Below are 21,350 nucleotides of genomic sequence, written 5' to 3' on the forward strand. Positions count from 1 at the left end.
GCATGTTGTCCCGTCTGATTGAGTTTTCCCTGCGCCAACGCGCGCTGGTGCTGCTCGGCGTGCTGGCTTTGGCGGGCGCGGGCCTGGCGGCCTTCCTGCAATTGCCGATCGACGCCTATCCGGACATTTCTCCAACGCAGGTCAAGATGATTATCAAGGCCCCTGGCATGACGCCCGAGGAGGTGGAGTCACGCGTGATCACGCCGCTGGAGATGGAGTTGCTCGGCGTGCCGCGAGGCGTGATGCTGCGCTCCACCGCCAAGTACGCCATCGCGGACATCACGCTGGACTTCGCCGAAGGCAGCGACATCTACTGGGCGCGTCAGCAAGTGGCCGAACGCTATGCCGGCGTTTCGGGCAGCCTGCCCGAAGGCGTCAGCGGCGGGTTGGCGCCGATTTCGACACCGCTGTCGGACGTGTTCATGTTCACCATCGAAGGCGGTGGCCTCACGTTGAGCGAGCGCCGCGCCCTGCTGGACTGGACGCTGCGCCCGGCCCTGCGCACGCTGCCCGGTGTTGCTGATGTCAACGTGCTGGGTGGAGAAGCCAAGAGCTTTGCCGTGGTGCCGGATCGCGCACGGCTTTCCGCTGCGGGCCTCAGCTTCTCTGATGTCATCACGGCGATCGGCCGCAACAACCGCAATGACGGTGCGGGCCGCCTGGATGCAGGCGAAGACACGCTGATCGTGCGCGCTGAAGGCGCGATCCACACTTTGGACGATTTGTCCCGTCTGATCCTGCGCGCGGGGGCCAATGGCACGGCCCCAGTTCGCCTGGGCGACGTGGCCCAGGTGCGCATCGAAGGCGTGACGCGCTATGGCGCCGTCACCCGGGACGGCGCGGGCGAAGCGGTGGAAGGCATCGTGGTGGCGCTGCGCGGGGCCGATGCCTCGGCGCTGGTCAAAGCTATTCGAGCGCGGCTGGACGAGGTGACTCCCAGCTTGCCGCCCGGCGTCAAGGTGGTGCCGTTTTATGACCGCAGTACGTTGATCGAGCGCGCTGTGGGCACGGTGGAAAGCGCCTTGCTGGAAGCGACGGTACTGGTTGTCATCCTGCTGCTTCTGTTCCTCGGCGAGCTGCGCGCCGCGCTGGTGGTGGCGGTGATGCTGCCGCTGGCGGCGCTGGGTACCTTCTTGCTGATGCGCCTTGTCGGCATGAGCGCCAACTTGATGAGCTTAGGGGGCCTCGCAATCGCCATCGGCATGCTGGTGGACGCTGCCGTAGTGGTGGTGGAAAACGCCGTCAGTCGGCTCGACCCGCACGCACCCAGTGCGCACCAGCCGCGCCTGCACCGCATATTCGCGTCGGCGCGCGAGGTCGCCGTGCCCGTGGCCTCCGGCATCCTCATCATCTGTCTGACCTTCATGCCCCTGCTCACGCTGCAAGGGTTGGAAGGCAAACTGTTCGTGCCGGTGGCGCTGACCATCGTGTTCGCCCTGGGCGTCTCGCTGCTGCTGTCGCTCACGTTGGTGCCGGTGCTTGCCTCCCTGCTGCTCAAGGAACACGCGCACACCGAGCCGTGGGTGATGCGCTGGGCCACGCGCCTGTACCAACCGCTGCTGGAGGCTGCGCTTCACCACCCGCTACGCGCATCGGCGGTCGCCATCGCGGCCCTGGCATTGGGTGTGGTGGCCTACCTCGGCACGGGCAAGGCGTTCATGCCGACGATGGACGAGGGCGATATCCTGCTGCAACTGCAAAAACCGCCGTCCATTGGGCTGCAGCGCTCGCTAGAGATTGACCTGGCGGTGCAGAAGGCCATCGGTACGGCGGTGCCCGAGGTGCGGCACAGCATCGGGCGGGTGGGCTCCGACGAGCTGGGGCTCGACCCGATGGGCCTGAACGAAACCGACCTGTTCATGCAGCTCGCACCGCGCAAGGATTGGCATGCAGCTAACAAGGACGCGTTGAGTGCCGAGATACGCAAGGTGATGGATGCCTTCCCCGGCCTGGAATTCGGCTTTACCCAGCCCATCGAAATGCGCATCTCGGAAATGCTCACCGGCAGCCGGGGCGACGTGGCCGTCAAGCTGTTCGGCCCTGATCTGCAAACACTGGGCGATCTGGCGCAGCGCATGGCCGCTCGCATCGAGAAAGTGCCCGGTGCGCGCGACGTGCTCACCCAGGCCAGCGACAGCGTGGAATACCTGCAGGTGAAGGTGGATGCGCAGGCCGCAGGCCGCGCCGGGCTGGCCGTGACACAGGTTCAGGACGAGTTGCGCGCGCAGCTCGAAGGCGTGCCGGCCGGGCTGGTGATCGAGCCGGACAGGCGCACGCCCATCGTGGTGCGCGGGGATGCCCGGCTGCGCGGATCGGCCGAGCGGTTCAAGGACTTGCAACTCGCCCGTGGCGATCAGGGCGAAATCCCCCTGGCCTCGCTGGCGCGCATCGCCACCACCGATGGCCCCGTGCTGGTGCGGCGCGAGAACGGCTCGCGCTTCGCGCTGATCCAGTCCAGCGTGAGCGGGCGCGATCTGGTCGGCTTCGTGGATGAAGCGCGTGCCGCCGTGGCGCGCGACGTGCCGCTGCCGCCCGGCTACCGCGTCGAATGGGGCGGCCAGTTCGAGAACCAGCAGCGCGCGGCGGCCCGCCTTGGCATGGTGGTGCCGGTGGCCCTGGCGTTGATCTTCTTCGTGTTGTTCATGACCTTCGGCTCGGTGCGGCAGGCCGCGCTCATCCTCGGCAACGTGCCGTTTGCCATGGTCGGCGGCGTGGCGGCGCTGTGGCTGTCGGGGCAGTACCTGTCGGTGCCTGCTTCGGTCGGCTTCATCGCGCTGCTGGGCATCGCCGTGCTCAACGGATTGGTGCTGGTGACGCACTTCAACCACTTGCACGCGCTAGGCCTGCCCATGGAACAGGTGGTGCGCGAAGGTTCGTTGCGACGGCTGCGCCCAGTGCTGATGACGGCTTCCATCACCGCCTTTGGCCTGGTGCCCCTGCTGCTGGCCAGTGGCCCTGGCTCTGAGATCCAGCGCCCACTCGCCATCGTGGTGATTGGCGGACTGGTCAGCTCCACGGCGCTGACCCTGGTCCTGCTGCCGGTGCTGTACCGGCGATTCGGCCAGGCCATCTCCTCACAACAAGGAGTCCGCGCATGAACGGATTGAAAGAAGCGCAACTGGTGCGCCTGAATCTGGTGTTTCCACCCACGCTCGAAGACGCCGTCACCGATGCCCTGATGGCCGACCCGGTGCTGCCAGGGTTCACCCTGTTGCACGCAGAAGGGCATACCGGCGACTTCGCGCGCGCGTCCATTCGCGAGAAGGTTCGCGGCCGTGTGGATCGGCGTGTCATCTGGGTGTTGATCGAACCCGAACGGCTGGAACAGGTTCTGGCGCATCTGCGCCAGCGCATCGCATCGAGCGACGTGCGCTGGTGGGTGGAGCCGGTGTTGGCAAGTGGAAGACTGGTATGACGAATAAAAACAAAGGATGCAGCCTGGTACTACCGACTGGTGCCGTCATGGTGGCCATCGCGGCTTTGACATTCCATCCCGCGCAAGCGCGTGCCGATGATCTCTCCTGGCTGCCTGCGCAGGCGCAAGTCGAAACGGCGATGAAAACCCAGCCGGTCGTGAATGCCGCAGCCGCTCGCTTGAACGCGGCGGCTGCCACGCAAAGCGCCCTTGAAGCCGGTAGTCACGAATTTGAACTCAGCAGCGGCCTACAACGCCGCAACGTGACCAACGAAGCGCGCCGCTACAACGAATGGGAAATCCAGCTCAGCCGTGCTGTTCGCCTGCCGAACAAGGCGCGTCTGGATCGGGACATCGGCAGCAGCACCCGCAGGGTGGCCGACATGCGCCTTGAAGATGCCGAGCACCAAATGGCAAGGCGACTGTTGGAAGTCTGGGCCGGATGGCTGCGCAGTTTCGTCGTAGCCGACGAGATGCAAGCGCAGGAAAAGTTGCTTATACGTGAGCAGGAAGCAATGACCCGCCGCGTGGCCCTGGGCGATGCCGCGCAGCGGGACAGCGACGTTCTACAAGCCGAACGCGCGATGCTTGCAGCCCAGGTTAGCGCTGCGCGCGACGCAGAAAGGGCAGCACGACAAACGGTGGTGATCGAATTCCCCGGCATTGAAATTCCCGCGCGGCCATCCACGCTGCCAGATCCCGATCCTTTGCCGGGCAAGGCACAGGAGTGGCTGGCGCGAATTGTTCGACAAAGCGTCGAAATCGGCATTGCCGATGGAGAGGCAGCGCGCCTTGCCAAGGTGGCCGAGCGTGCTCGCGCCAACCGCACGCCAGACCCCACAGTCGGGGTACGCATGATGTCTGAACGCGGCGGGGCGGAACGTGTCATTGGCGTTGTCCTGACGGTGCCATTTGGCACAGACTATCGCAGTGCAATGGCTGCCACGGAAAGCGCCAACGCGGCGGCCGCAGAGGCGGAGGCGCTCGGCGTGCGGCGCGCGGTGGAGCAAAGTGCGTGGGTTGCCGTGCAGGCTGCTGCCAGTAAACGCACGCAGTGGCAGTCATTCGCGCAGGCGCTGGCCGCGCAGACCACGGCCAGCAACCACACGCGGCGGGCTTGGGAACTGGGAGAGGCCGCCTTGGCCGAATACCTCTTGACGTTGCGCAACCTGCGCCAGACACGACTCGCCGAGGCACAGGCTCGCGTCGATGCGCTGCAAGCGTCAGCACTGGTGCGTATCGATGCGCATGCGCTGTGGCATTCGAAGGAGGCACATGTCGATGCCCCCCAATGAATTCCGACTACTGGGCAACGCCCCACTATCCAACGCACCATTCGCACCTCGATTCTTAATCACTCATTTAGCGCTACCAGCGGGTGCGGCGCTGATCATCAGCAGTCTATTGATGGATGGCGGTGGGGACTTCTGGGTCGCTGATCATCTTTATCGCTTGCATGGCAGCCGATGGAATTTGCGGGGGGATTACCCATCGAGGTCATCAAATTTCGCATGGAGCAAAGTGGGATGAGCGTGGCTGACATGCAGCCCTACATCGGCCCGCCAAACCGCGTGTATGAGGGTTGAACGGTACACGCCAGCTCTCCTTGGCAATGATCCGGCGCTTGATGACGCTGGGCGTCCCTGCAGAGGTTCTGGTGGGGGGCAGTGAGCCTATTCACAGCTAAAGTGGCTTTTCGGTGGTCACCTAGCCGGCAGAGGATGTGAATATTCAAATTTCGGTCAACCAGAGCTGTAAGTCGGTTGACTGATGTTGAGTAGCTGCTGTCGGTCGCGGACTCAACTATTCACGCTCTAAAAGATTAATCAATTTTTCCAGAGCTTCACGCTTCTCGGGCAGGTACTCGTAAGCGTTGTAGTGCCGGTTCTGAATGCCGGAGATGCCATGTGACTGGAGTCTCCCGCGAATGTCCGAACTGACACTTGCGCTTGCCAGCAAGGTCTCGACACCGGATCGAATCTGCTTGGCTTGAAAATCTGCCAAACCAGCTTCTGCAGCCGCAGCTTGCGCCCAAGCGCTCAGCGTCGTGCCGGTCAAATGGGTATTGCCGCCATCACTGGTAAATGCAAATTCACCGGGTGCACGGCATTGTTCAAGGGCAAGTCGCGCAACATTGGTCAATGGAACCACATGTGTGCGTGCGCGTTGGCCGGTTCGTCCTTTAGGATCATGCAAAACAATGTGATCGTTATGAATGTCGGCATTGGTGAGTCGTAGTAGTTGAGCAATGCGTTGCCCGCCAGTTGCTAGGTGAAAACGTAGCATGGCGCTGCGGTAGTCGTTTTGACTATTGATGTACTTCCAGTACCGCTGAAGTCCAAAAAAATTGATGGGATTCTTGTCCGCTTGATTGCCTTGCGGGTCTGGCGTTGTGTCCGAGACTGGATTGACGGAAATCGCGAAGCTCTTGAAGCTCAGCGGAATGCTGGGATTCGTCTTGGCAGACTTTGCGCACTGGAAGGCGGCACGCATATAGCTTCTCAGCTTGTTGGCACTGCGACGCTTGCCATCCTGTATCAGTCGGCGCATCACATCAGCAACTTGCTCGGTAGTGATCTGCGATGCTGGCGATCTGGCAAGCTTTGGAAACGCTTCTATGACGTGGAGCCGAAGCACATTCCTTGCTTCTTGGTGAGAAATTTTTCCAAGATTTTGGAGATGGTCGCAGTAGGCCTGCAGCAACTTTTCAAGCGTTTGCTCTTCCAGCTCTTTTGCTCTTTCCTGCACCTGAGCCAGCTCTTTTTTCTTGGCTTTCTTGAGGCTCTGGTAGCCGCCACCGTCAATGTTGCCAAGATGTTGTGTAGAGAGAACTTCAGCAGCTCGGACGGCGGCACTGAACGAATAGCCGCGTTCTGTTGGCTTGATGCTCTTTGGTGGTGCTGACGTGTCAAATGCGCCGATTGGCTCGCGTAGCTCTTTTCCGTTGTGCTCTGAACGCCAATAGAACATGCCGCTGCCATTTTTAAGCTTGCGGAGCAGCAGGGCTCCACGTGGACTTATTTTTGCGAGCGTGGCGAATTTTCCTGCAGGTAAGGCTTGAAAAATTTGGCCTGGAGTCTGGGTCGTAGTCATTGAAAGGCGATTCCTGGTTCCGGTTTGGTTCCGGAATTTTCTTCGATGATACTGGATGCTGCTGGATTGTGTTGGAAAAATTAATGTTTAAAATCAATGGGTTGTGATAAAATTTAAAATCCAGTGAAATCCAGTATTAGCTAAGATAACATGACTCATAATCCTTTGGTCGTCGGTTCAAGTCCGCCACGCCCTACCAAGCTGCATGAAAGCCTGCCGTCTTCATCGATGGCAGGCTTTTTCTTTGCATGAACGCGAAAAAGTTGTCGATTTGGTCCGAGAGCCGTTTTTGCACTGCTAGAATACAACCCTGTTGCGGCTGTAGCTCAGCTGGATAGAGTACTTGGCTACGAACCAAGGGGTCGTGGGTTCGATTCCTGCCAGCCGCACCACAAAACGTCAAGCCTCAGAACTGAAAAGTTCTGAGGCTTTTTCGTTTCTGGGGTCAGGCTTTGGGTATCAGCAGGGTGAAGCTGCTGCCTTGGCCCAGCTGGCTGCTTATCTGCAGGCTGCCGCCATGACGCTGTGCCACGGTGCGCGTGAAGGCCAGGCCCAGGCCCACGCCATCCATGCGCTGGTGTTGCTGCAGGCGCTCGAACGGCTGGCTGAGTCTGGCCAGCGATGCCTCGTCCATGCCGGAGCCATGATCGCGCACGGCGATGCCCCATTGGCTGTCTTGCTCGACAACGGCGACTTCCACTTGGGCGCCGCCATCCCCAGTCGGTGGCTTGCCGTATTTGATGGCATTGCTCAGCAGGTTGATGACGGCGCGGTGCAGCAGGCCGGGGTCGCCATGCACGCAGGCTTCGGCATCCGGCAGCTCGAACACCAGTCGCATGTTCTGCTGCTGGGCAAGGGTCCAGCAATCCGAGACGGCCTGATCCGCCAGCAGACCAAGATCCACGACTTCGCTGCGGTATTGCTGCTGCTGGGCTCTGGCCAGATGCACAAAATCGTCTGCCAGCTGAAGAGACGACTGGGCATAGCCCTCAATGCGGTCAAACAGTGCATCTTGCGACTCGATGCGCTTGCCTGTGCGCTGCATCTCCAGCAAGGTGATGATGGAGCCTATCGGGGCTCGGATATCGTGGGAGATGAACTGCATGGCCTGGTCGCGCTGGGCCTGTGCACTGCGCAGGTCGCTGATATCGACCAGGGTGATGAGCCAGCCTGAGGTGGGCGGTGCCTCGAAGCTCTGGCTCAGCAGCATCAGATGGCGGCCCTGGGTGTCGCGCCCTTCACTCTGGCGTGACAGAGTGGCTTGCTGCAATGCACTGTGCGTGAGCAGTGGCGTGCTGCAGGCAGTGCGGCCACCGTCGCTGCTGGCGCTGTTCAGGCCGTGGAGCAGGGCGACCAGATCGTCACCTTGCTGGAGTTTGTGCTCCAGGCTTTCGATATAGCGGTGCGCGGCCGTGTTGGCAAGCAGCAGCAGCCCTTCGCGGTCGCAGACAAAAGTGGCCGAGGGCAGTTGGCGCAGGCTTTCGCTGACGAAGTGATGCAATGCGCGCAGCTGGCGCGAGGCTTGCTCCACAGCGTCGATCCGCTGATCGAGGGCATCGCTCTTGAGCGAGGGCGCGGGCAGGCCCTGGCCCTGCAGATCGCGCAGCTCCAGCGCCAGAAAGCGTGTGGCGGCGCGCAGGCGCAGCCAGCTCCAGAGCGGGTAGGCAAGCGACAGGCTCAGCAGTGCCGCAGCGGGGGCTGTCTGCACATGACCCCAACGTGGCGCCAAACCGGCTATCGACAGACTGAGCAAGGCCAGCAGGATGCTGGAAATCAGCCCGCCAGAAGGGCCGAGCCAGGCCAGAGCCAGCAGGCCCAGCAGTACGGGCAGCACATTGAGGCTGCGGTTGAGCGTGGCAGTGGCTGGCTCCAGATGTGTGCCCTCAAGGATGCCGTTGAGCACATGGCCCAGCATCTCCACATTCGAGATCAGGCGCGCATCAAAGCCGATGGGGGCTGTGAATTTTTCGCCAAGACCTGCGGCAGTGGCTCCAATCAGCACGTATTTGCCGCGAAAAGCGACCGCTGGGATATTGCCGCGCAGGATGTCGATATAGGAGTAGGTGGTGAACGGCGAGCCCAGGCTGTTCTGGCGGTCCCGCGAAGCCCGGGCAAAAGCGATGAACTGGGGCTGCAGCTTTTGCCAGGAGTTGGCTGCAACCGAGTCTGCTGGAGGTGGGGCAGATGGTTGGCAGGGTTGGGTGGTCTGGCCCACGCAGTGCAGGCTCAGCGCCATATGCCACCAGAGCTGGCCGGCCTTGCCTTCCTGCGCATAAAAGCGTCGCACCACACCGTCGGCATCCACAGGCATCTGGGTGTGCCCCAGAGCAGCAGCCTCGCTGGCAAGGCTCTGTAAAGGGGTGGTGGCAGCGCTTTGCGCGGCGCGCGTGACGGGCAGCACTACGTTGCCGCTTTTTTGCAGTGCTCGTTGCAGCAGCAGATCGTCGCCGGGGTAGTCCCAGTCTTCCTCGCTGAAGACCACATCCATGCCGATGGCGCGGGGCTGCCCTTGAGTGATGCGCTCCAGCACGGCGGCGTGCAGCGCGCGGCGCCAGGGCCAGCGGCCTATGCTGTCGATACTGTCATCGTCGATGGCCACGATGACAACCTCGGGCGAGGCTGGACGCTGATGAAGCCAGGCCGAGGTGTCCTGAATAATGCCGTTGAAACGTGCCAGCTGCCCCGGGCCGCTGAGCCACCAGGTCATGCCGAGCAGGAAAGCGCTAAGCAACAGCCAGCTCAGGCGCAGGTCCTGCAAGCGGTTTTTACGCAGGTTGGGCGCTTCAACCATGTGGGTGACTCGGTGAGAAGCTCATAAAACAATAGCTTCCAGCGCTTGTCATATAAGCGATCAAGATATGAATCCTATGAAGCTTCATGGAATTCAAGCGCTGGCAGCTATGGTTTTTACTGGCGCATCAAGCGTGAACCGTCGCCGGAAGTCAGCGCCTGCCCCTCGGATGAGGTCACCCAGTTGCCGGTCTGGAATTGGCGCGCGACAGAGAGATTGCTGCGCAGGCCGTTGGCATCCTCGACCTGCATCTGCAGATAGTAGGTGCCAGGAGGCAGATCCTGCGTGCTCCACTGAGGCTGGGTTATCCAGGTGTCGATCAGGGGCGCAGTGAAACCGGCGTCGCTGGCCACCACGATACGGTAGCGTTGACCCTCTTCACCTGCCCAGTGAATATGGCTGCTGCCTTCGCCGGGCGCGCCGCCGATCTGCAGTTCGGGCGATTTGGGTGCCAGGGCCAGTTTCATCTTTTGCGGGGCGGCGAAAGGACCCGCATCCGGCTGGCCGTTGCCGAGCTTACGGATGCTGCCTACGCGCCACATATATTCGCCGACAGGCAGCTTGGCCAGCGTACTGGCAGACAGGGCACAGTCCTTGAGGTCGTTGGCGTCGATGAGCGGCTGGGCAAAGCTGCCGTCGGCTGTGGCTACCTGGATGCGGTAGGCCGAGGCTTCCGCCACCTGGGTGCATTGCAGGCCGTGCTGGCCCTGTCCGATGGTGGCTTCAGGTGCTGGAGACTCATAGAGCGGCGGCACAGGATGAGCTTTGACGCGCAACACTTGCACGCTGCGTTTGCCAGGAATGCCGTTGGCGTCAATGGCGCGAATGGCCGCAATGTAGCTGCCGTCTTCGACACCTGTCAGGCGTGCAGGCGACCTTGTGAACATGCCGCCGCGCACGATCTGGGTCAGCTCCTTGTCCTGAGCGAGCAGCACTTGGTAGCGCACGGCACCAGCCATGGCTGGCAGGGGCAGGCTGACCCAGTTGGCGTCTTCGACAAGAGCGGGCCAGGCCGCAATATCGGGAGCCCCCAGCATGGCTGTGGGCTTGCCGATCTGGCCGTTTGCGGAGACGGACAGACCTTGACCTGGCCTGAGCAAGGCTGAGGGCTGGCCCGTCTGCACGGCGACCGAGCCTTCGTCGACGGCAGCAGCCGTGCGGCCCTCGTCATCACTCATCACCAGAAACTGGGTGCCGCGCACGCTGGTCGAGGCCGCCGGGGTGCGCACCTCGAAGCGGCGCTCGCCATTGGCTTGCCTGGACACTTTTGCTTCAATTGCGCCCTCGCGCAGATCGATGACGGACTGCAGACTGCCGGCTCGGCCTTTGCGGCGCATCTGGCGCAGCTCGACATCGGATTCGGACTGCACGCGCACCAGTGAGCCATCTGCGAGGCGCACGGAGACAAAGGCGTTGGCCGGAACCTGGAGCGAATCGCCTTCCTGCAGCAGCTGGCCTTTTTGCACGGGCTGAGGCGGCGCGTTGACGGAGTCTGCGAGATGGCTCGCAGAGCGTGTGCTTTGCACATCGCCTTGCACAAACACCACCGAAGCCATCGCGGCGCGCAACAGGCGTGTGGGAATTTCCAGCACCGAACCGGGGCGCAGGCGCAGGGGGTTTTCCACCTTGTTGTGACTTTGCAGCGCTGTCCAGCGCTTGTGGTCGCCCAGATAGCGTTCTGCCAGCATCTCCAGCGTATCTCCAGTCACCACGCGGTGGGCAATGGCATCGTTGCCGCGAGGAGTGATCTGGGCATGGGCCAGACCTGTTGCCGTCATCCCTCCAAACGCCACCCACAGCATGCCTGCGCCCAGAATGGGCATCGGGGAGTGGACGGAAAAGAGGTTTTGACGTAAATCAGGCATTTTTAAAGCTAGGTTATGGGGGCTGCCGAACTCAGGCAGCTGGGGCTGCGGGCTGCGCAGCTTCGGGGGCATCCAGGCGGTAACCATAGCCATAAACGGCTGAAATGGCATAGGGCTGACCAGCGCGCAGGTTCAGCAGATTGCGCAGGCGCGAGACATGGGTGTCCAGCGAGCGCGACTGCACCTCGGCGTTGTGGCCCCAGACGACTTCGCGCAGATGATCGCGCGAGAGCAAACGGCCTTGGTTCTGGAACAGCGTCAATGCCAGAGTGTATTCACGGTGCGTAACCTCCACGGGCTGGCCGTCCATCTCTATGCCATTGGTGGTGGTGAGAAAGCGGTAGGGGCCGAAGTCCAGCACGCTTTGTGCCGTCAGCGGATAGGCACGGCGCAGCAGGGCAGCGATGCGAGCACGCAGCTCGCCCGCGCGGATGGGCTTGATCATGAAGTCATCGGCGCCGCTGGCCAGGCCTTCGACAATGTCGGCCTCTTCGCTGCGGTGGGTCACGAAGATGACCGGCACTTCCTTGCTGATCTGCTCGCGCACCCAGCGCACGATATCCGGCCCGCTGCTATCGGGCAGCTCCCAGTCAATCAGCAGCAAATCGAAGCTTTCGCGGCGCAGGGCTTGCTGCAGGGCGGCCCCCTTGAGGTAAGAGTGACAGCTATGCCCGGCTTCCGTCGCGACTTGTTGCAACAGTTCCAGTTGTAGCGGATCGTCATCCAGAGCAGCAATACGCATCGGTAGTTCCTTTAGTGCGAAGGATTACATCCACGCTGTCCTTTGAATGCGGAGGCAGCGTCCATCGGGCAGCGAGGAGCTATTGCTCGGCCGCCTCACGCAGTTGTTCCAGAGCCTGGATCACCAGGTCATCGCTGACACCGTCCAGTGTCTGCAGGCACGGCTTGATGGCGGCCAGAGCCGTCGCGCCTTCGCGCTGCAACCGGGCGATGTTCTGCCCCGCTTCCTTGGGGGCGGCAAAGCCCAGGCTTTGCAGCAGCAGCTGACCGTCGGCGGCCACCAGCTTGAAGTAGAACTGGCCATCGGATTCGCGATACTGCTTGAACTGGGGCAGTGCAGTCTTGGCAGCCTTGGTCTTGGCCTTGCTGGCTTGCGCCAGGTTGCGGATGCCCACGGCGCCGCGCAGTTGCTGCAGCAAAGGAGTCGCCAGCTTGCGTGCCTTGATGGCACCGGCCTGAAGAATCTCTTCCAGCTCTGCCGGGTGGGCAATCAGGTATTCATAACGCTCGCGCATGGGGGCGATTTCACGGTCGATGCGCTCGAACAGGATCTGCTTGGCATCGCCCCAGGCAATGCCTTCGGCATATTGCTGGCGCAGGGCGGCACTTTCCTCTTCGCTGGCAAAGCCTTGATAGATCTGGAACAGGGCCGAGCCTTCGACTTCCTTGGCCTCGCCGGGGGCGCGCGAGTCGGTGGTGATGCTGTTGATGAGCTTCCTGAGTTGTTCACGTGGCGCAAACAGCGGAATCGTATTGTTGTAGCTCTTGCTCATCTTGCGGCCGTCGAGGCCGGGCAGGGTGGCGACGGACTCTTCCACCACGGCCTCAGGCAGCGTGAAGTACTCGCCGCCGTAGATGTGGTTGAAGCTCGACGCCATGTCGCGTGCCATCTCCAGGTGTTGCACCTGATCGCGGCCCACGGGAACCTTGTTGGCGTTGAAGATCAGAATGTCGGCACCCATGAGCACGGGATACATGAAGAGACCGGCGGTCACGCCGTCGTCAGGTTCGCTGCCGGATGCATTGTTCTTGTCCACCGCTGCCTTGTAGGCGTGGGCGCGGTTGAGCAGGCCCTTGCCGGTCACGCAGGTCAGGAACCACGTCAGCTCCGGAATCTCGGGGATGTCCGACTGGCGGTAGAAGGTCACATGCTCGGGGTCGAGACCAGCGGCCAGCCAACTGGCGGCGATTTCGATGGTCGAGCGCTGAACGCGCTCGGGGTCCTGGCACTTGATGAGCGCGTGGTAGTCGGCCAGAAAGTAGAAGTTCTCCACATTCTTGTCGCGACTGGCTTCGATGGCGGGGCGCATCATGCCTGCGTAGTTGCCCAGGTGTGGGGTACCGCTGGGGGTGATGCCGGTCAGAAAACGGGTGGTGCTCATAGGGATCAACAACAGATATCAGTAGCAGACCAGGCGCTGGGCTCAGCGCAGCAAGGCCATGAAGGGGTAGAGGATCAGATCGATGGCCGAGTAGCCCAGGCTCATCAACGGGCGCAGCCAGTAACTGCCGACCACGCCGGCAATCACCAGTGCCATGACGATGAAAAAGCCATAGGGCTCGACACGCGCCACCAGTTGCGCCTGTTTCCAGGGCAGCAGACCGACCAGAATGCGGCCGCCGTCCAGAGGCGGCAGCGGAAAGAGATTGAAAGCCCACATCACCAGGTTGACCAGAATGCCGGCGCGGCACATCTCTAGGAAAAAGCGCTCGTGCAGACCTGTGCCTACCAAGACGATCAGCAGCAGGCCCCAGAACACGGCCTGCACGAAATTGGAGGCAGGGCCGGCCAGCGCTACCCAGATCATGTCGCGCTTGGGGTGGCGCAGATGGTCAAAGCGCACGGGCACGGGCTTGGCATAGCCGAAAAGAAACGCGCCCGAGGTAGCGAAATACAGCAGCAGCGGCATCAAGATGGTGCCGATGGGGTCGATATGCTTGATGGGGTTGAGCGTGATGCGACCCATCATGGCTGCGGTGTTGTCGCCAAAGTGACGCGCAGCATAGCCGTGCGCCGCCTCATGAATGGTGATGGCGAACAGCACGGGCAGTGCGTAAATTAGTACGGTTTGTATGAGTTCGGTGAGTTCCACGCACTGATTGTCTCAGACGCCGCGCCAAGCTGCTGTCTTGTACCGGGACAAGCCGTTTGCCGTTGCAGAAATACGGGTTGCACATAGTTGTGTGGTAAACCAGATGTTGCAAAATGCAACTCGCGCAAATCCGTGGTTGCTGCCTGCACAGCGGAACAGGTTTTGTGCGGGTTGACGAAATCACTACATAACACGGCGTTCGGCAGGACAGGGCAAGGGGATCAATATGACGGTAAGCAAGCGACTGGTGATTGCATTTGTCAGCATCAGTGTTTTTGTCCTGGCTTTGATGGGAATTGCCTGGTCAGCGATGTCTGATGTGCTGGAGGTGTTGAAGGCGGGATCGCTCACGGCGCAGCAGTCGCAGAACTTGATGGCGGAAGTCGAGCGTTCGCGCTGGTGGCTGCTGGCACTGGGCGCCTGGGTCTGCATTTCCTGCACTTGGTCCTGGATCAGCCTGCGCCGCCGCATCGTGGCGCCCTTGCAGGAAGCCATTCTGATTGCCGAGACCGTGGCGGCAGGTGATTTGAGCAAGGAGTTCTCTTCGAATGCCGAAGGCGAGTTCGGTCGTCTTCTGACTGCGCTGAGCACCATGGAAGACACGCTGACCGAGCTGGTGGGCCGTATCAAGCAGTCCACTGATTCGCTGGCTGTTTCGGCCTATGAAATCGATGCGGGCAATATCAACCTCTCCAGCCGTACCGAGCAGCAGGTCAGCGCGCTGACAGAAACCGCAGCCAGCATGGAGCAGCTCACCGTCACCGTGCGTCAGAACGCAGAGCGCGCTCATTCGGCCAGCTCTCTGGCAGTCACTGCATCGGCCACGGCCGGACGTGGCGGTGATGTGGTGGACCAGGTCGTTCACACCATGGATGCCATCAGCGGCAGCTCTCGCAAGATTGTGGACATCATTCAGGTCATTGAAGGTATCGCCTTCCAGACCAATATCCTGGCACTCAATGCGGCCGTGGAAGCGGCTCGCGCCGGAGAGCAGGGGCGTGGCTTTGCCGTGGTGGCCAGCGAGGTGCGCTCGCTGGCGCAGCGCAGTGCCGAAGCGGCCAAACAGATCAAGGAGCTGATCACGGCCAGCGTGACTCAGGTGGAAAGCGGCTCTGGCCTGGTGGGCCAGGCCGGCAGCACCATGAAGGAAATCATGCAGTCCGTAGGTCAGGTCACAGGTCTGCTGAGCGAAATCTCCGGTGCGCTGCAGCAGCAAAGCGAGGGCATCGCCCATGTGAATACGGCCGTGGCTCACATGGACAGCACCAATCAGGAAAACGCCGCCCTGGTCATGCAGGCCACGCAAGCCGCTGCTGCGCTCAATGCGCGCACGCAGGATCTGCAGCAGGCGGTGGGGGCCTTCAAACTCGATGACGATGAGTCACCTGCTCTGGCTCCTTCTGCCATGCCGGCTCCGCGCGGAGCTGTGGCCGCGCAGGCGCGTCCGGCTCGTGCCCGCGAGCTGGCCTATGAAGAACTTTGATTCAGTGAATTTCGTGCAGATAGCCGTAAATGGCTACGACGGTAAAGCCGAAATGGAGGCAGATAGCCATTCCCAGCAGGACTCTGCGGCGCAGTATGGAGTCATCGGCCTGTGCCGACAGCCCTGGCGAGACATGGAATGACTTGCCTCCGGCATAAGCCCGAATCGTCCATGCCGTCCAGAGGGTGGCCAGGGCATAGATCAGCCATGCCTGAGACGCCTGCCAGAACAGCACCGCCACCATCACCGAGTACGCGCACAAAGAGACGATGAGCCAGGGCCAGTGGCGCTGAACAAAGTCTTGCGGCAGCTGCTTTTCCTGCATGAGGCCGCGCCTATTCGGGCTGAAGGCCTATGTCTTTCAGGCCGCCCATGCCCTGGCGCACCACGACGGGGGGATTGTTCAAGGCCATGGGCGTGAGGTCCAGCACCGTGGTGGGTTGCTGCGGACAGGCGCCTGAGTCGACCACGGCGTCCAGCTCATGGGGGAAGCGCTCCAGAATCGACTCGGCATCATTGAGCGGCTCGGTCTCGCCGGGCGCGATCAAGGTGGTGGCCAGCAAGGGCTCGCCCAGTTCTTCCAGCAGCAGTTGCAGACCTTTGCGATCCGGCACGCGCAGGCCGATGGTCTTGCGCGAAGGGTGGCTCAGGCGCTTGGGCACTTCCTTGCTGGCTTCAAGAATAAAGGTGTAGGGGCCTGGCGTTGCCAGCTTGAGCAAGCGGTACTGGCGGTTGTCCACGCGGGCATAGTTGGCCAACTCGGACAGGTCGCGGCACAGCAGCGTGAGGTGGTGCTTGTCGTTGATCTGCCGGATGCGGCGCATGCGGTCCACGGCGTTCTTGTCGTCCAGGTGGCAGACCAGGGCATAGCTGGAGTCAGTGGGTACGGCAAGAATGGCGCCCTTGCGCAGCATGTCCGCAGCCTGCTTGATGATGCGAGGCTGCGGGTTCTCTGGATAGACTTCAAAAACGGTGGTCATGCAATCTCTCTCTGTGATTTATGCACGCTGTATGCGGTCCTGCAGCAGCTCCCAGACGGGAGTGAGCTGGCTGGGCAGATAGGGCAGTTGCCCCAGGTCTATCTGCGATTCATCGGGGCTGTGAAAGTCGCTGCCGCGCGATGCGGCCAGGCCGAATTCCAGGGCCAGATCGGCATAGATCGCATATTCGTGCGGACGGTGGCTGCCGGTCACGACCTCCACGCCCTGGCCGCCGAGTTCCTTGAACTTGGAAAACAGCGCATATTCCTCGTTATGGCTCAAGTCGTAACGTGCCGGGTGGGCAATCACGGCCACGCCGCCGGCATCCACGATCCAGCGCACGGCGTCCTCCAGATTCGCCCAGACATGGGCGACATAACCGGGCTTGCCTTCGGTCAGATAGCGTTTGAAGACCTCATAGGTGTCGCTGCAGACTCCGCTCTCCACGAGAAAGCGCGCGAAGTGGGTGCGCGAGATCAGCTCGGGGTTGCCTGCATGGCGCAGTGCTCCTTCATAGGCGCCGGGAATGCCGGCCAGTTCCAGCTGCCTGGCCATTTCGCGGGCGCGTGGGCCGCGACCGTTGCGAGTGTCGTACAGGCCTTGGGTCAGAGCTGCGTTATCGGCGTCAAAGCCCAGGCCCACGATATGTACGCCGCTGCCCGAGAAGCTGACGGAAATTTCAGTGCCTGTCAGGTAGTCCAGCCCTGCTGACCTGGCTGCGGCTGCTGCCCGGTGCTGGCCGCCGACCTCGTCGTGATCGGTCAGCGCCCAGAGCTCCACCCCTCGCTCGGCGGCACGCAGAGCCAGTTGCTCGGGCGTCAAAGTGCCGTCGGAGACGACGGAGTGGCAGTGCAGATCGGCGTTCAGATAGGTTTTGGGCACGGCTTGATTGTAGGCGGCTGTACGCAATCATGATTTGTGTCATAGCACGAGCGCTATTGCGGTCGAAGCTTGTAACAAAGCTCAAATCTCCTGCAAGTATGCCGATTAAGGATTGGCTACAGCGCTTGTGAGTTTCTGAATTCGTTAAGGCTGCCACGGTGTTGCTTGATCTATTGAGATGGATAAAAAATGAAATTGAATCAGTTCTCTGTGTCACAAAAGCTGTGGGCTTTGGTGATTGGCTTGCTGGCGGGCTTGCTGCTGGTGTCTGCAGGCAGCCTGATCTATCTGGACCGCGTGTACGTGAGCATCTCCAAGGAGGCCACGCGTACCCGAATGGCAGCCAACATTGCCAGTGAGTGGCGTCATCTGACCGAGCAAAGTGTGGATCGCTCCATCGTCGCGGCCATTTCCTCCGAGGAAAACCTGGTGGAGCAGCAGCGCAAGCTGATGAGTGACGGGATTGCGCATATCACCGAGCTGCAGAAAAAGCTCAACGAACTGGTCACTGACGATGAATCGCGCAAGGTGCTGGACGAGGTCGCCGAGCGCAGGCGCGCGACGCTGGAGAGCAATGCAGCCGTGCAGGCCGCGCGCAAGGACAATGATTTTGCGGCGGCCTTCGATCTGGTTGAAAAACAGCTGCGTCCCAACGCCAAGGTCTACGTGGATGCGCAGCGCAAGTTTGTGCAGTTGCAGGAGCAACGCAGCCAACGTGCGGTTGCCGATGGCGAAGCAAGCCAGTCTCAGGCCTATGTGGCTATCGGTCTGGTCTGCGGCCTGATCGTTTTGCTGGGGCTGGCGATGGCGGCTCTGATCCTGCGCTCGATCATCGCTCCGTTGAATGAGGCGGTAACTCTGGCTGACTCCATCGCTGCCGGCGACTTGACGGCAACGGTACGCAATGACCGTCATGACGAACTGGGCCGTCTGCTCAAGTCCCTGAACGCCATGGCCGAGCGCCTGCGCTCCGTCGTCGGCCAGGTGCGCTCGGGCGTGGAGTCCGTCTCTTCGGCTTCGGGCCAGATTGCCACGGGCAACCAGGACCTGTCGGCCCGCACCGAGCAGACGGCGGCCAACCTCGAGGAAACCGCAGCCAGCATGGAAGAGCTGACGGCTACTGTCACCCAGTCTGCCGACACTGCGCGTCAGGCCAATCAGCTGGCATCGACAGCTGCCCAGGCGGCCGAGCAAGGCGGTCGCGTGGTGCAGCAGGTGGTGCAAAGCATGGGCCAGATCACCAACAGCAGCCGCAAGATTGCCGACATCATCGGCGTGATCGACTCCATTGCCTTCCAGACCAATATCCTGGCCCTGAATGCAGCCGTCGAGGCGGCACGCGCCGGCGAGCAGGGCCGTGGCTTTGCCGTGGTGGCGGGCGAGGTGCGCAGCCTGGCGCAGCGCAGCGCCGAAGCCGCCAAGGAGATCAAGCAGCTCATCACCACCAGCGTGGACAATGTGCAGTCGGGCTCGCAGCAGGTGGAGCTGGCGGGCCAGAGCATGAGCGAGATCGTGGCCAGTGTGCGCCGTGTCAGCGACCTGATCGGCGAGATCACGGCCTCGTCCACCGAGCAGCGCGACGGCATCAATCAGGTCAACCAGGCGGTGAGCAATCTGGACCAGATGACGCAGCAGAACGCGGCGCTGGTGGAGGAATCCAGTGCGGCGGCGCTGTCCATGCAGGAGCAGGCGCGTCGCCTGGCCGAAGTGGTCTCAGTCTTCAAGCTGGGCCATGAAACCGGCTATGCCAAGGTTGCAGCACCCCTGCGCTCGGCCAGCCGCGCCATGCCGGCCATGGCGCCGGTGAAGCAGACTGCTGCTGCAGCCAGACCCGCGATCAAGAAAGCGCCTGCTGGCCCGGCACCTACGGCACTGAGTGCCAGCAAGGCCAAGCCAGCCGCGGACTCCGACGATGGGGACTGGGAAACTTTCTAAACCGCAGGCTGACACCCGCTTGCAGGCCCGCCGCTTCTGACAGGAGGCTGCGGGCTTTTTCATTCTGGATTGTCAACTCCAGCCTTGCCGAAAAGCGGGAAAGTACTGAGAACATCAGTTGTGCGCAATGCGCAAAGCAGTTGTAACAATTATTAATATATTGATGCAGCTCTCGGGAGAGCATCCCGAAGAGGTGGAGGGAGGACGTCAGGGGCCAGGAATTGACCGCCAGAGTCATGCACAAGCCAGCCCGTAGTTCACGATGCGGACGTGCCTGTGTGTGTGGGTTCTTTTGTCTGGATTGGTTGGTTCATGAAGTTGTTTCAATTCACCGTGGCCCGGAAGCTGTGGGCATTGGTGATCGGTCTTTTGGCGGGGATGTTGTTGCTGGTGGCAGGCAGCCTGGCTTATTCCAAACGTGTCAACGAGGGCGTTCTTACGGCGGTGGTGGAGGCGCAGACGGCTGCTGCGCAGGCCAAGGAGTGGCGCATCCTGACCCAGATGAGCATGGATCGCTTCACGGCAGCTGCCATGTCCACGGAAGAGAATCTGGTCGAGCACCAGTACAAGGCCATGGCCGGCCTGATCGCCAGCATCAACGAGTTGCGCGACAAGGTGCTGGCACAGGTTCATACCCAAGAGGCCAAGGGCCTGATGGCCGATGTGAACACGCATAGAGATGCCTTGTTTGCGGTGAACAAGGAGGTGGATCAGGCTCGTCAATCCAAGGATTTCGAGCGTTCGCAAAAGTTGATCGAAGAGCGGCTCAATCCCATGGCGCAAAAGTACTACGCGGCCCTGGATGCCTATGTGCAACTGCAGGACCGCTACCGGGTTCAGGCGCTGGAGCTGGGTGAGTCCAGCCGCTCCAAAGCCTATGTGGTGATAGCCGTCGCTTGCGGCGTCATCATGTGTTTGGGATTGGTGACTGGCCTGCTCATCATGCGCTCCATCACCCGGCCTCTTGTCAAGGCCGTGGAGCTGGCAGATGCGATCGCCGAGGGCGATCTGAGTTTCAGAAGCGGGCATGGCAGCGAAGACGAACTGGGGCATCTGCACCAGTCCCTGAACGCCATGGCCGAGCGCCTGCGCTCCGTCGTCGGCCAGGTGCGCTCGGGCGTGGAGTCCGTCTCTTCGGCTTCGGGCCAGATTGCCACGGGCAACCAGGACCTGTCGGCCCGCACCGAGCAGACGGCGGCCAACCTCGAGGAAACCGCAGCCAGCATGGAAGAGCTGACGGCTACTGTCACCCAGTCTGCCGACACTGCGCGTCAGGCCAATCAGCTGGCATCGACAGCTGCCCAGGCGGCCGAGCAAGGCGGTCGCGTGGTGCAGCAGGTGGTGCAAAGCATGGGCCAGATCACCGATAGCAGCCGCAAGATTGCCGACATCATCGGCGTGATCGACTCCATTGCCTTCCAGACCAATATCCTGGCCCTGAATGCGGCCGTGGAAGCGGCACGCGCCGGCGAGCAGGGCCGTGGTTTTGCCGTGGTGGCGGGCGAGGTGCGCAGCCTGGCGCAGCGCAGCGCCGAGGCGGCCAAGGAGATCAAGCAGCTCATCACCACCAGCGTGGACAATGTGCAGTCGGGCTCGCAGCAGGTGGAGCTGGCGGGCCAGAGCATGAGCGAGATCGTGGCCAGCGTGCGCCGCGTCAGCGATCTGATCGGCGAGATCACGGCCTCGTCCACCGAGCAGCGCGACGGCATCAATCAGGTCAATCAGGCGGTGAGCAATCTGGACCAGATGACGCAGCAGAACGCGGCGTTGGTGGAGGAGTCCAGTGCGGCGGCGCTGTCCATGCAGGAGCAGGCGCGTCGCCTGGCGGAAGTGGTCTCAGTCTTCAAGCTGGGACGCAATGCCGAGGCTTTCACGACCGTGTCCGCAGTGCTCCCCAAGCCGTTAGCGACGATCAAGGCGTTCAACCCGACCGCTCTGCCTGCCGTTGCAGTTCCCAGGCCGGTAGCGTCCAGGTCCAAGGAGCAGTCCCTTGCAAGCACTGCGAAGGACGATAGCTGGGAGCAGTTCTAAGTGTCGGGCACAGCGTGAAATGGGCAGCCGCCACGTTCGCG

Annotated in this window: 15 protein-coding genes, 1 tRNA gene and 1 pseudogene; 8 read left to right on the forward strand and 9 right to left on the reverse strand. The window is 61.7% G+C overall.

What is annotated here, in order from left to right; genetic code table 11:
* The first annotated feature begins 2 nt into the window (after positions 1 to 2).
* The 4 genes and pseudogenes from FSY45_RS08965 to FSY45_RS28225 form a co-directional block, all read left to right on the forward strand.
* Complete coding sequence (locus FSY45_RS08965) at positions 3 to 3,098, forward strand: efflux RND transporter permease subunit (protein WP_063598497.1); 3,096 nt, start codon at positions 3 to 5, stop codon at positions 3,096 to 3,098.
* Positions 3,095 to 3,415 carry a DUF3240 family protein gene (locus tag FSY45_RS08970; RefSeq protein WP_062168876.1) on the forward strand — a complete coding sequence of 107 codons (321 nt, stop codon included), beginning with the start codon at positions 3,095 to 3,097 and terminating at the stop codon, positions 3,413 to 3,415. The genes FSY45_RS08965 and FSY45_RS08970 overlap by 4 nt, the downstream gene beginning before the upstream one ends.
* Positions 3,412 to 4,710 carry a TolC family protein gene (locus tag FSY45_RS08975; RefSeq protein ID WP_255443287.1) on the forward strand — a complete coding sequence of 433 codons (1,299 nt, stop codon included), beginning with the start codon at positions 3,412 to 3,414 and terminating at the stop codon, positions 4,708 to 4,710. The genes FSY45_RS08970 and FSY45_RS08975 overlap by 4 nt, the downstream gene beginning before the upstream one ends.
* A 192-nt stretch (positions 4,711 to 4,902) precedes the next feature.
* Positions 4,903 to 5,102: pseudogene (locus FSY45_RS28225) on the forward strand (type II toxin-antitoxin system HigA family antitoxin); the annotation flags it as partial.
* 116 nt (positions 5,103 to 5,218) lie between these two features.
* On the opposite strand, the gene FSY45_RS08990 reads toward FSY45_RS28225, so the two are convergent.
* Complete coding sequence (locus FSY45_RS08990; protein ID WP_255443288.1) at positions 5,219 to 6,508, reverse strand: integrase; 1,290 nt, start codon at positions 6,506 to 6,508, stop codon at positions 5,219 to 5,221.
* Between the two features lie 315 nt (positions 6,509 to 6,823).
* Between FSY45_RS08990 and FSY45_RS08995 the strand changes: the two genes are divergently transcribed.
* A tRNA-Arg gene (locus FSY45_RS08995) sits at positions 6,824 to 6,900 on the forward strand.
* 53 nt (positions 6,901 to 6,953) lie between these two features.
* Here the strand turns inward: FSY45_RS08995 and FSY45_RS09000 are convergent.
* The 5 genes from FSY45_RS09000 to FSY45_RS09020 form a co-directional block, all read right to left on the reverse strand.
* Positions 6,954 to 9,299, reverse strand: a complete 2,346-nt coding sequence (locus FSY45_RS09000; protein WP_046461107.1) for a CHASE2 domain-containing protein — start codon at positions 9,297 to 9,299, stop codon at positions 6,954 to 6,956.
* Positions 9,300 to 9,415: 116 nt separating this feature from the next.
* Entirely contained in the window at positions 9,416 to 11,122 is a 1,707-nt protein-coding gene (locus FSY45_RS09005; protein WP_046461108.1) for a FecR domain-containing protein, read from the reverse strand.
* A 73-nt stretch (positions 11,123 to 11,195) separates the two neighbouring features.
* Positions 11,196 to 11,906 carry a response regulator transcription factor gene (locus FSY45_RS09010; RefSeq protein WP_003066085.1) on the reverse strand — a complete coding sequence of 237 codons (711 nt, stop codon included), beginning with the start codon at positions 11,904 to 11,906 and terminating at the stop codon, positions 11,196 to 11,198.
* A gap of 79 nt (positions 11,907 to 11,985) precedes the next feature.
* Positions 11,986 to 13,287 carry a tryptophan--tRNA ligase gene (locus FSY45_RS09015; protein WP_046461109.1) on the reverse strand — a complete coding sequence of 434 codons (1,302 nt, stop codon included), beginning with the start codon at positions 13,285 to 13,287 and terminating at the stop codon, positions 11,986 to 11,988.
* 42 nt (positions 13,288 to 13,329) lie between these two features.
* Positions 13,330 to 13,998, reverse strand: coding sequence for a site-2 protease family protein (locus FSY45_RS09020; protein ID WP_003066089.1), 669 nt, complete (start codon positions 13,996 to 13,998; stop codon positions 13,330 to 13,332).
* A gap of 226 nt (positions 13,999 to 14,224) precedes the next feature.
* On the opposite strand from FSY45_RS09020, the gene FSY45_RS09025 reads away from it, so the two are divergent.
* Positions 14,225 to 15,481: a methyl-accepting chemotaxis protein gene (locus FSY45_RS09025; protein ID WP_003066090.1), complete on the forward strand. Its 1,257-nt coding sequence runs from the start codon at positions 14,225 to 14,227 to the stop codon at positions 15,479 to 15,481.
* A 1-nt stretch (position 15,482) separates the two neighbouring features.
* Here FSY45_RS09025 and FSY45_RS09030 read toward each other — a convergent pair whose 3' ends face one another.
* The 3 genes from FSY45_RS09030 to FSY45_RS09040 are packed head-to-tail and all read right to left on the reverse strand — an operon-like array spanning position 15,483 to position 17,343.
* Positions 15,483 to 15,806 carry a hypothetical protein gene (locus tag FSY45_RS09030; protein ID WP_003066092.1) on the reverse strand — a complete coding sequence of 108 codons (324 nt, stop codon included), beginning with the start codon at positions 15,804 to 15,806 and terminating at the stop codon, positions 15,483 to 15,485.
* 10 nt (positions 15,807 to 15,816) lie between these two features.
* Entirely contained in the window at positions 15,817 to 16,461 is a 645-nt protein-coding gene (locus tag FSY45_RS09035; RefSeq protein WP_003066094.1) for an L-threonylcarbamoyladenylate synthase, read from the reverse strand.
* Positions 16,462 to 16,479: 18 nt separating this feature from the next.
* Positions 16,480 to 17,343 carry a 3',5'-nucleoside bisphosphate phosphatase gene (locus FSY45_RS09040; RefSeq protein ID WP_034357719.1) on the reverse strand — a complete coding sequence of 288 codons (864 nt, stop codon included), beginning with the start codon at positions 17,341 to 17,343 and terminating at the stop codon, positions 16,480 to 16,482.
* A gap of 189 nt (positions 17,344 to 17,532) precedes the next feature.
* On the opposite strand from FSY45_RS09040, the gene FSY45_RS09045 reads away from it, so the two are divergent.
* Together FSY45_RS09045 and FSY45_RS09050 are read left to right on the forward strand one after the other, a co-directional pair.
* Positions 17,533 to 19,278 carry a methyl-accepting chemotaxis protein gene (locus FSY45_RS09045; protein WP_148748052.1) on the forward strand — a complete coding sequence of 582 codons (1,746 nt, stop codon included), beginning with the start codon at positions 17,533 to 17,535 and terminating at the stop codon, positions 19,276 to 19,278.
* A 312-nt stretch (positions 19,279 to 19,590) separates the two neighbouring features.
* Positions 19,591 to 21,309: a methyl-accepting chemotaxis protein gene (locus tag FSY45_RS09050; protein WP_148748053.1), complete on the forward strand. Its 1,719-nt coding sequence runs from the start codon at positions 19,591 to 19,593 to the stop codon at positions 21,307 to 21,309.
* The last annotated feature ends 41 nt before the right edge of the window (positions 21,310 to 21,350 follow it).

Origin of the sequence: Comamonas sp. Z1 (assembly GCF_008121555.1) — a bacterium.
Lineage (GTDB): Bacteria > Pseudomonadota > Gammaproteobacteria > Burkholderiales > Burkholderiaceae_C > Comamonas > Comamonas thiooxydans.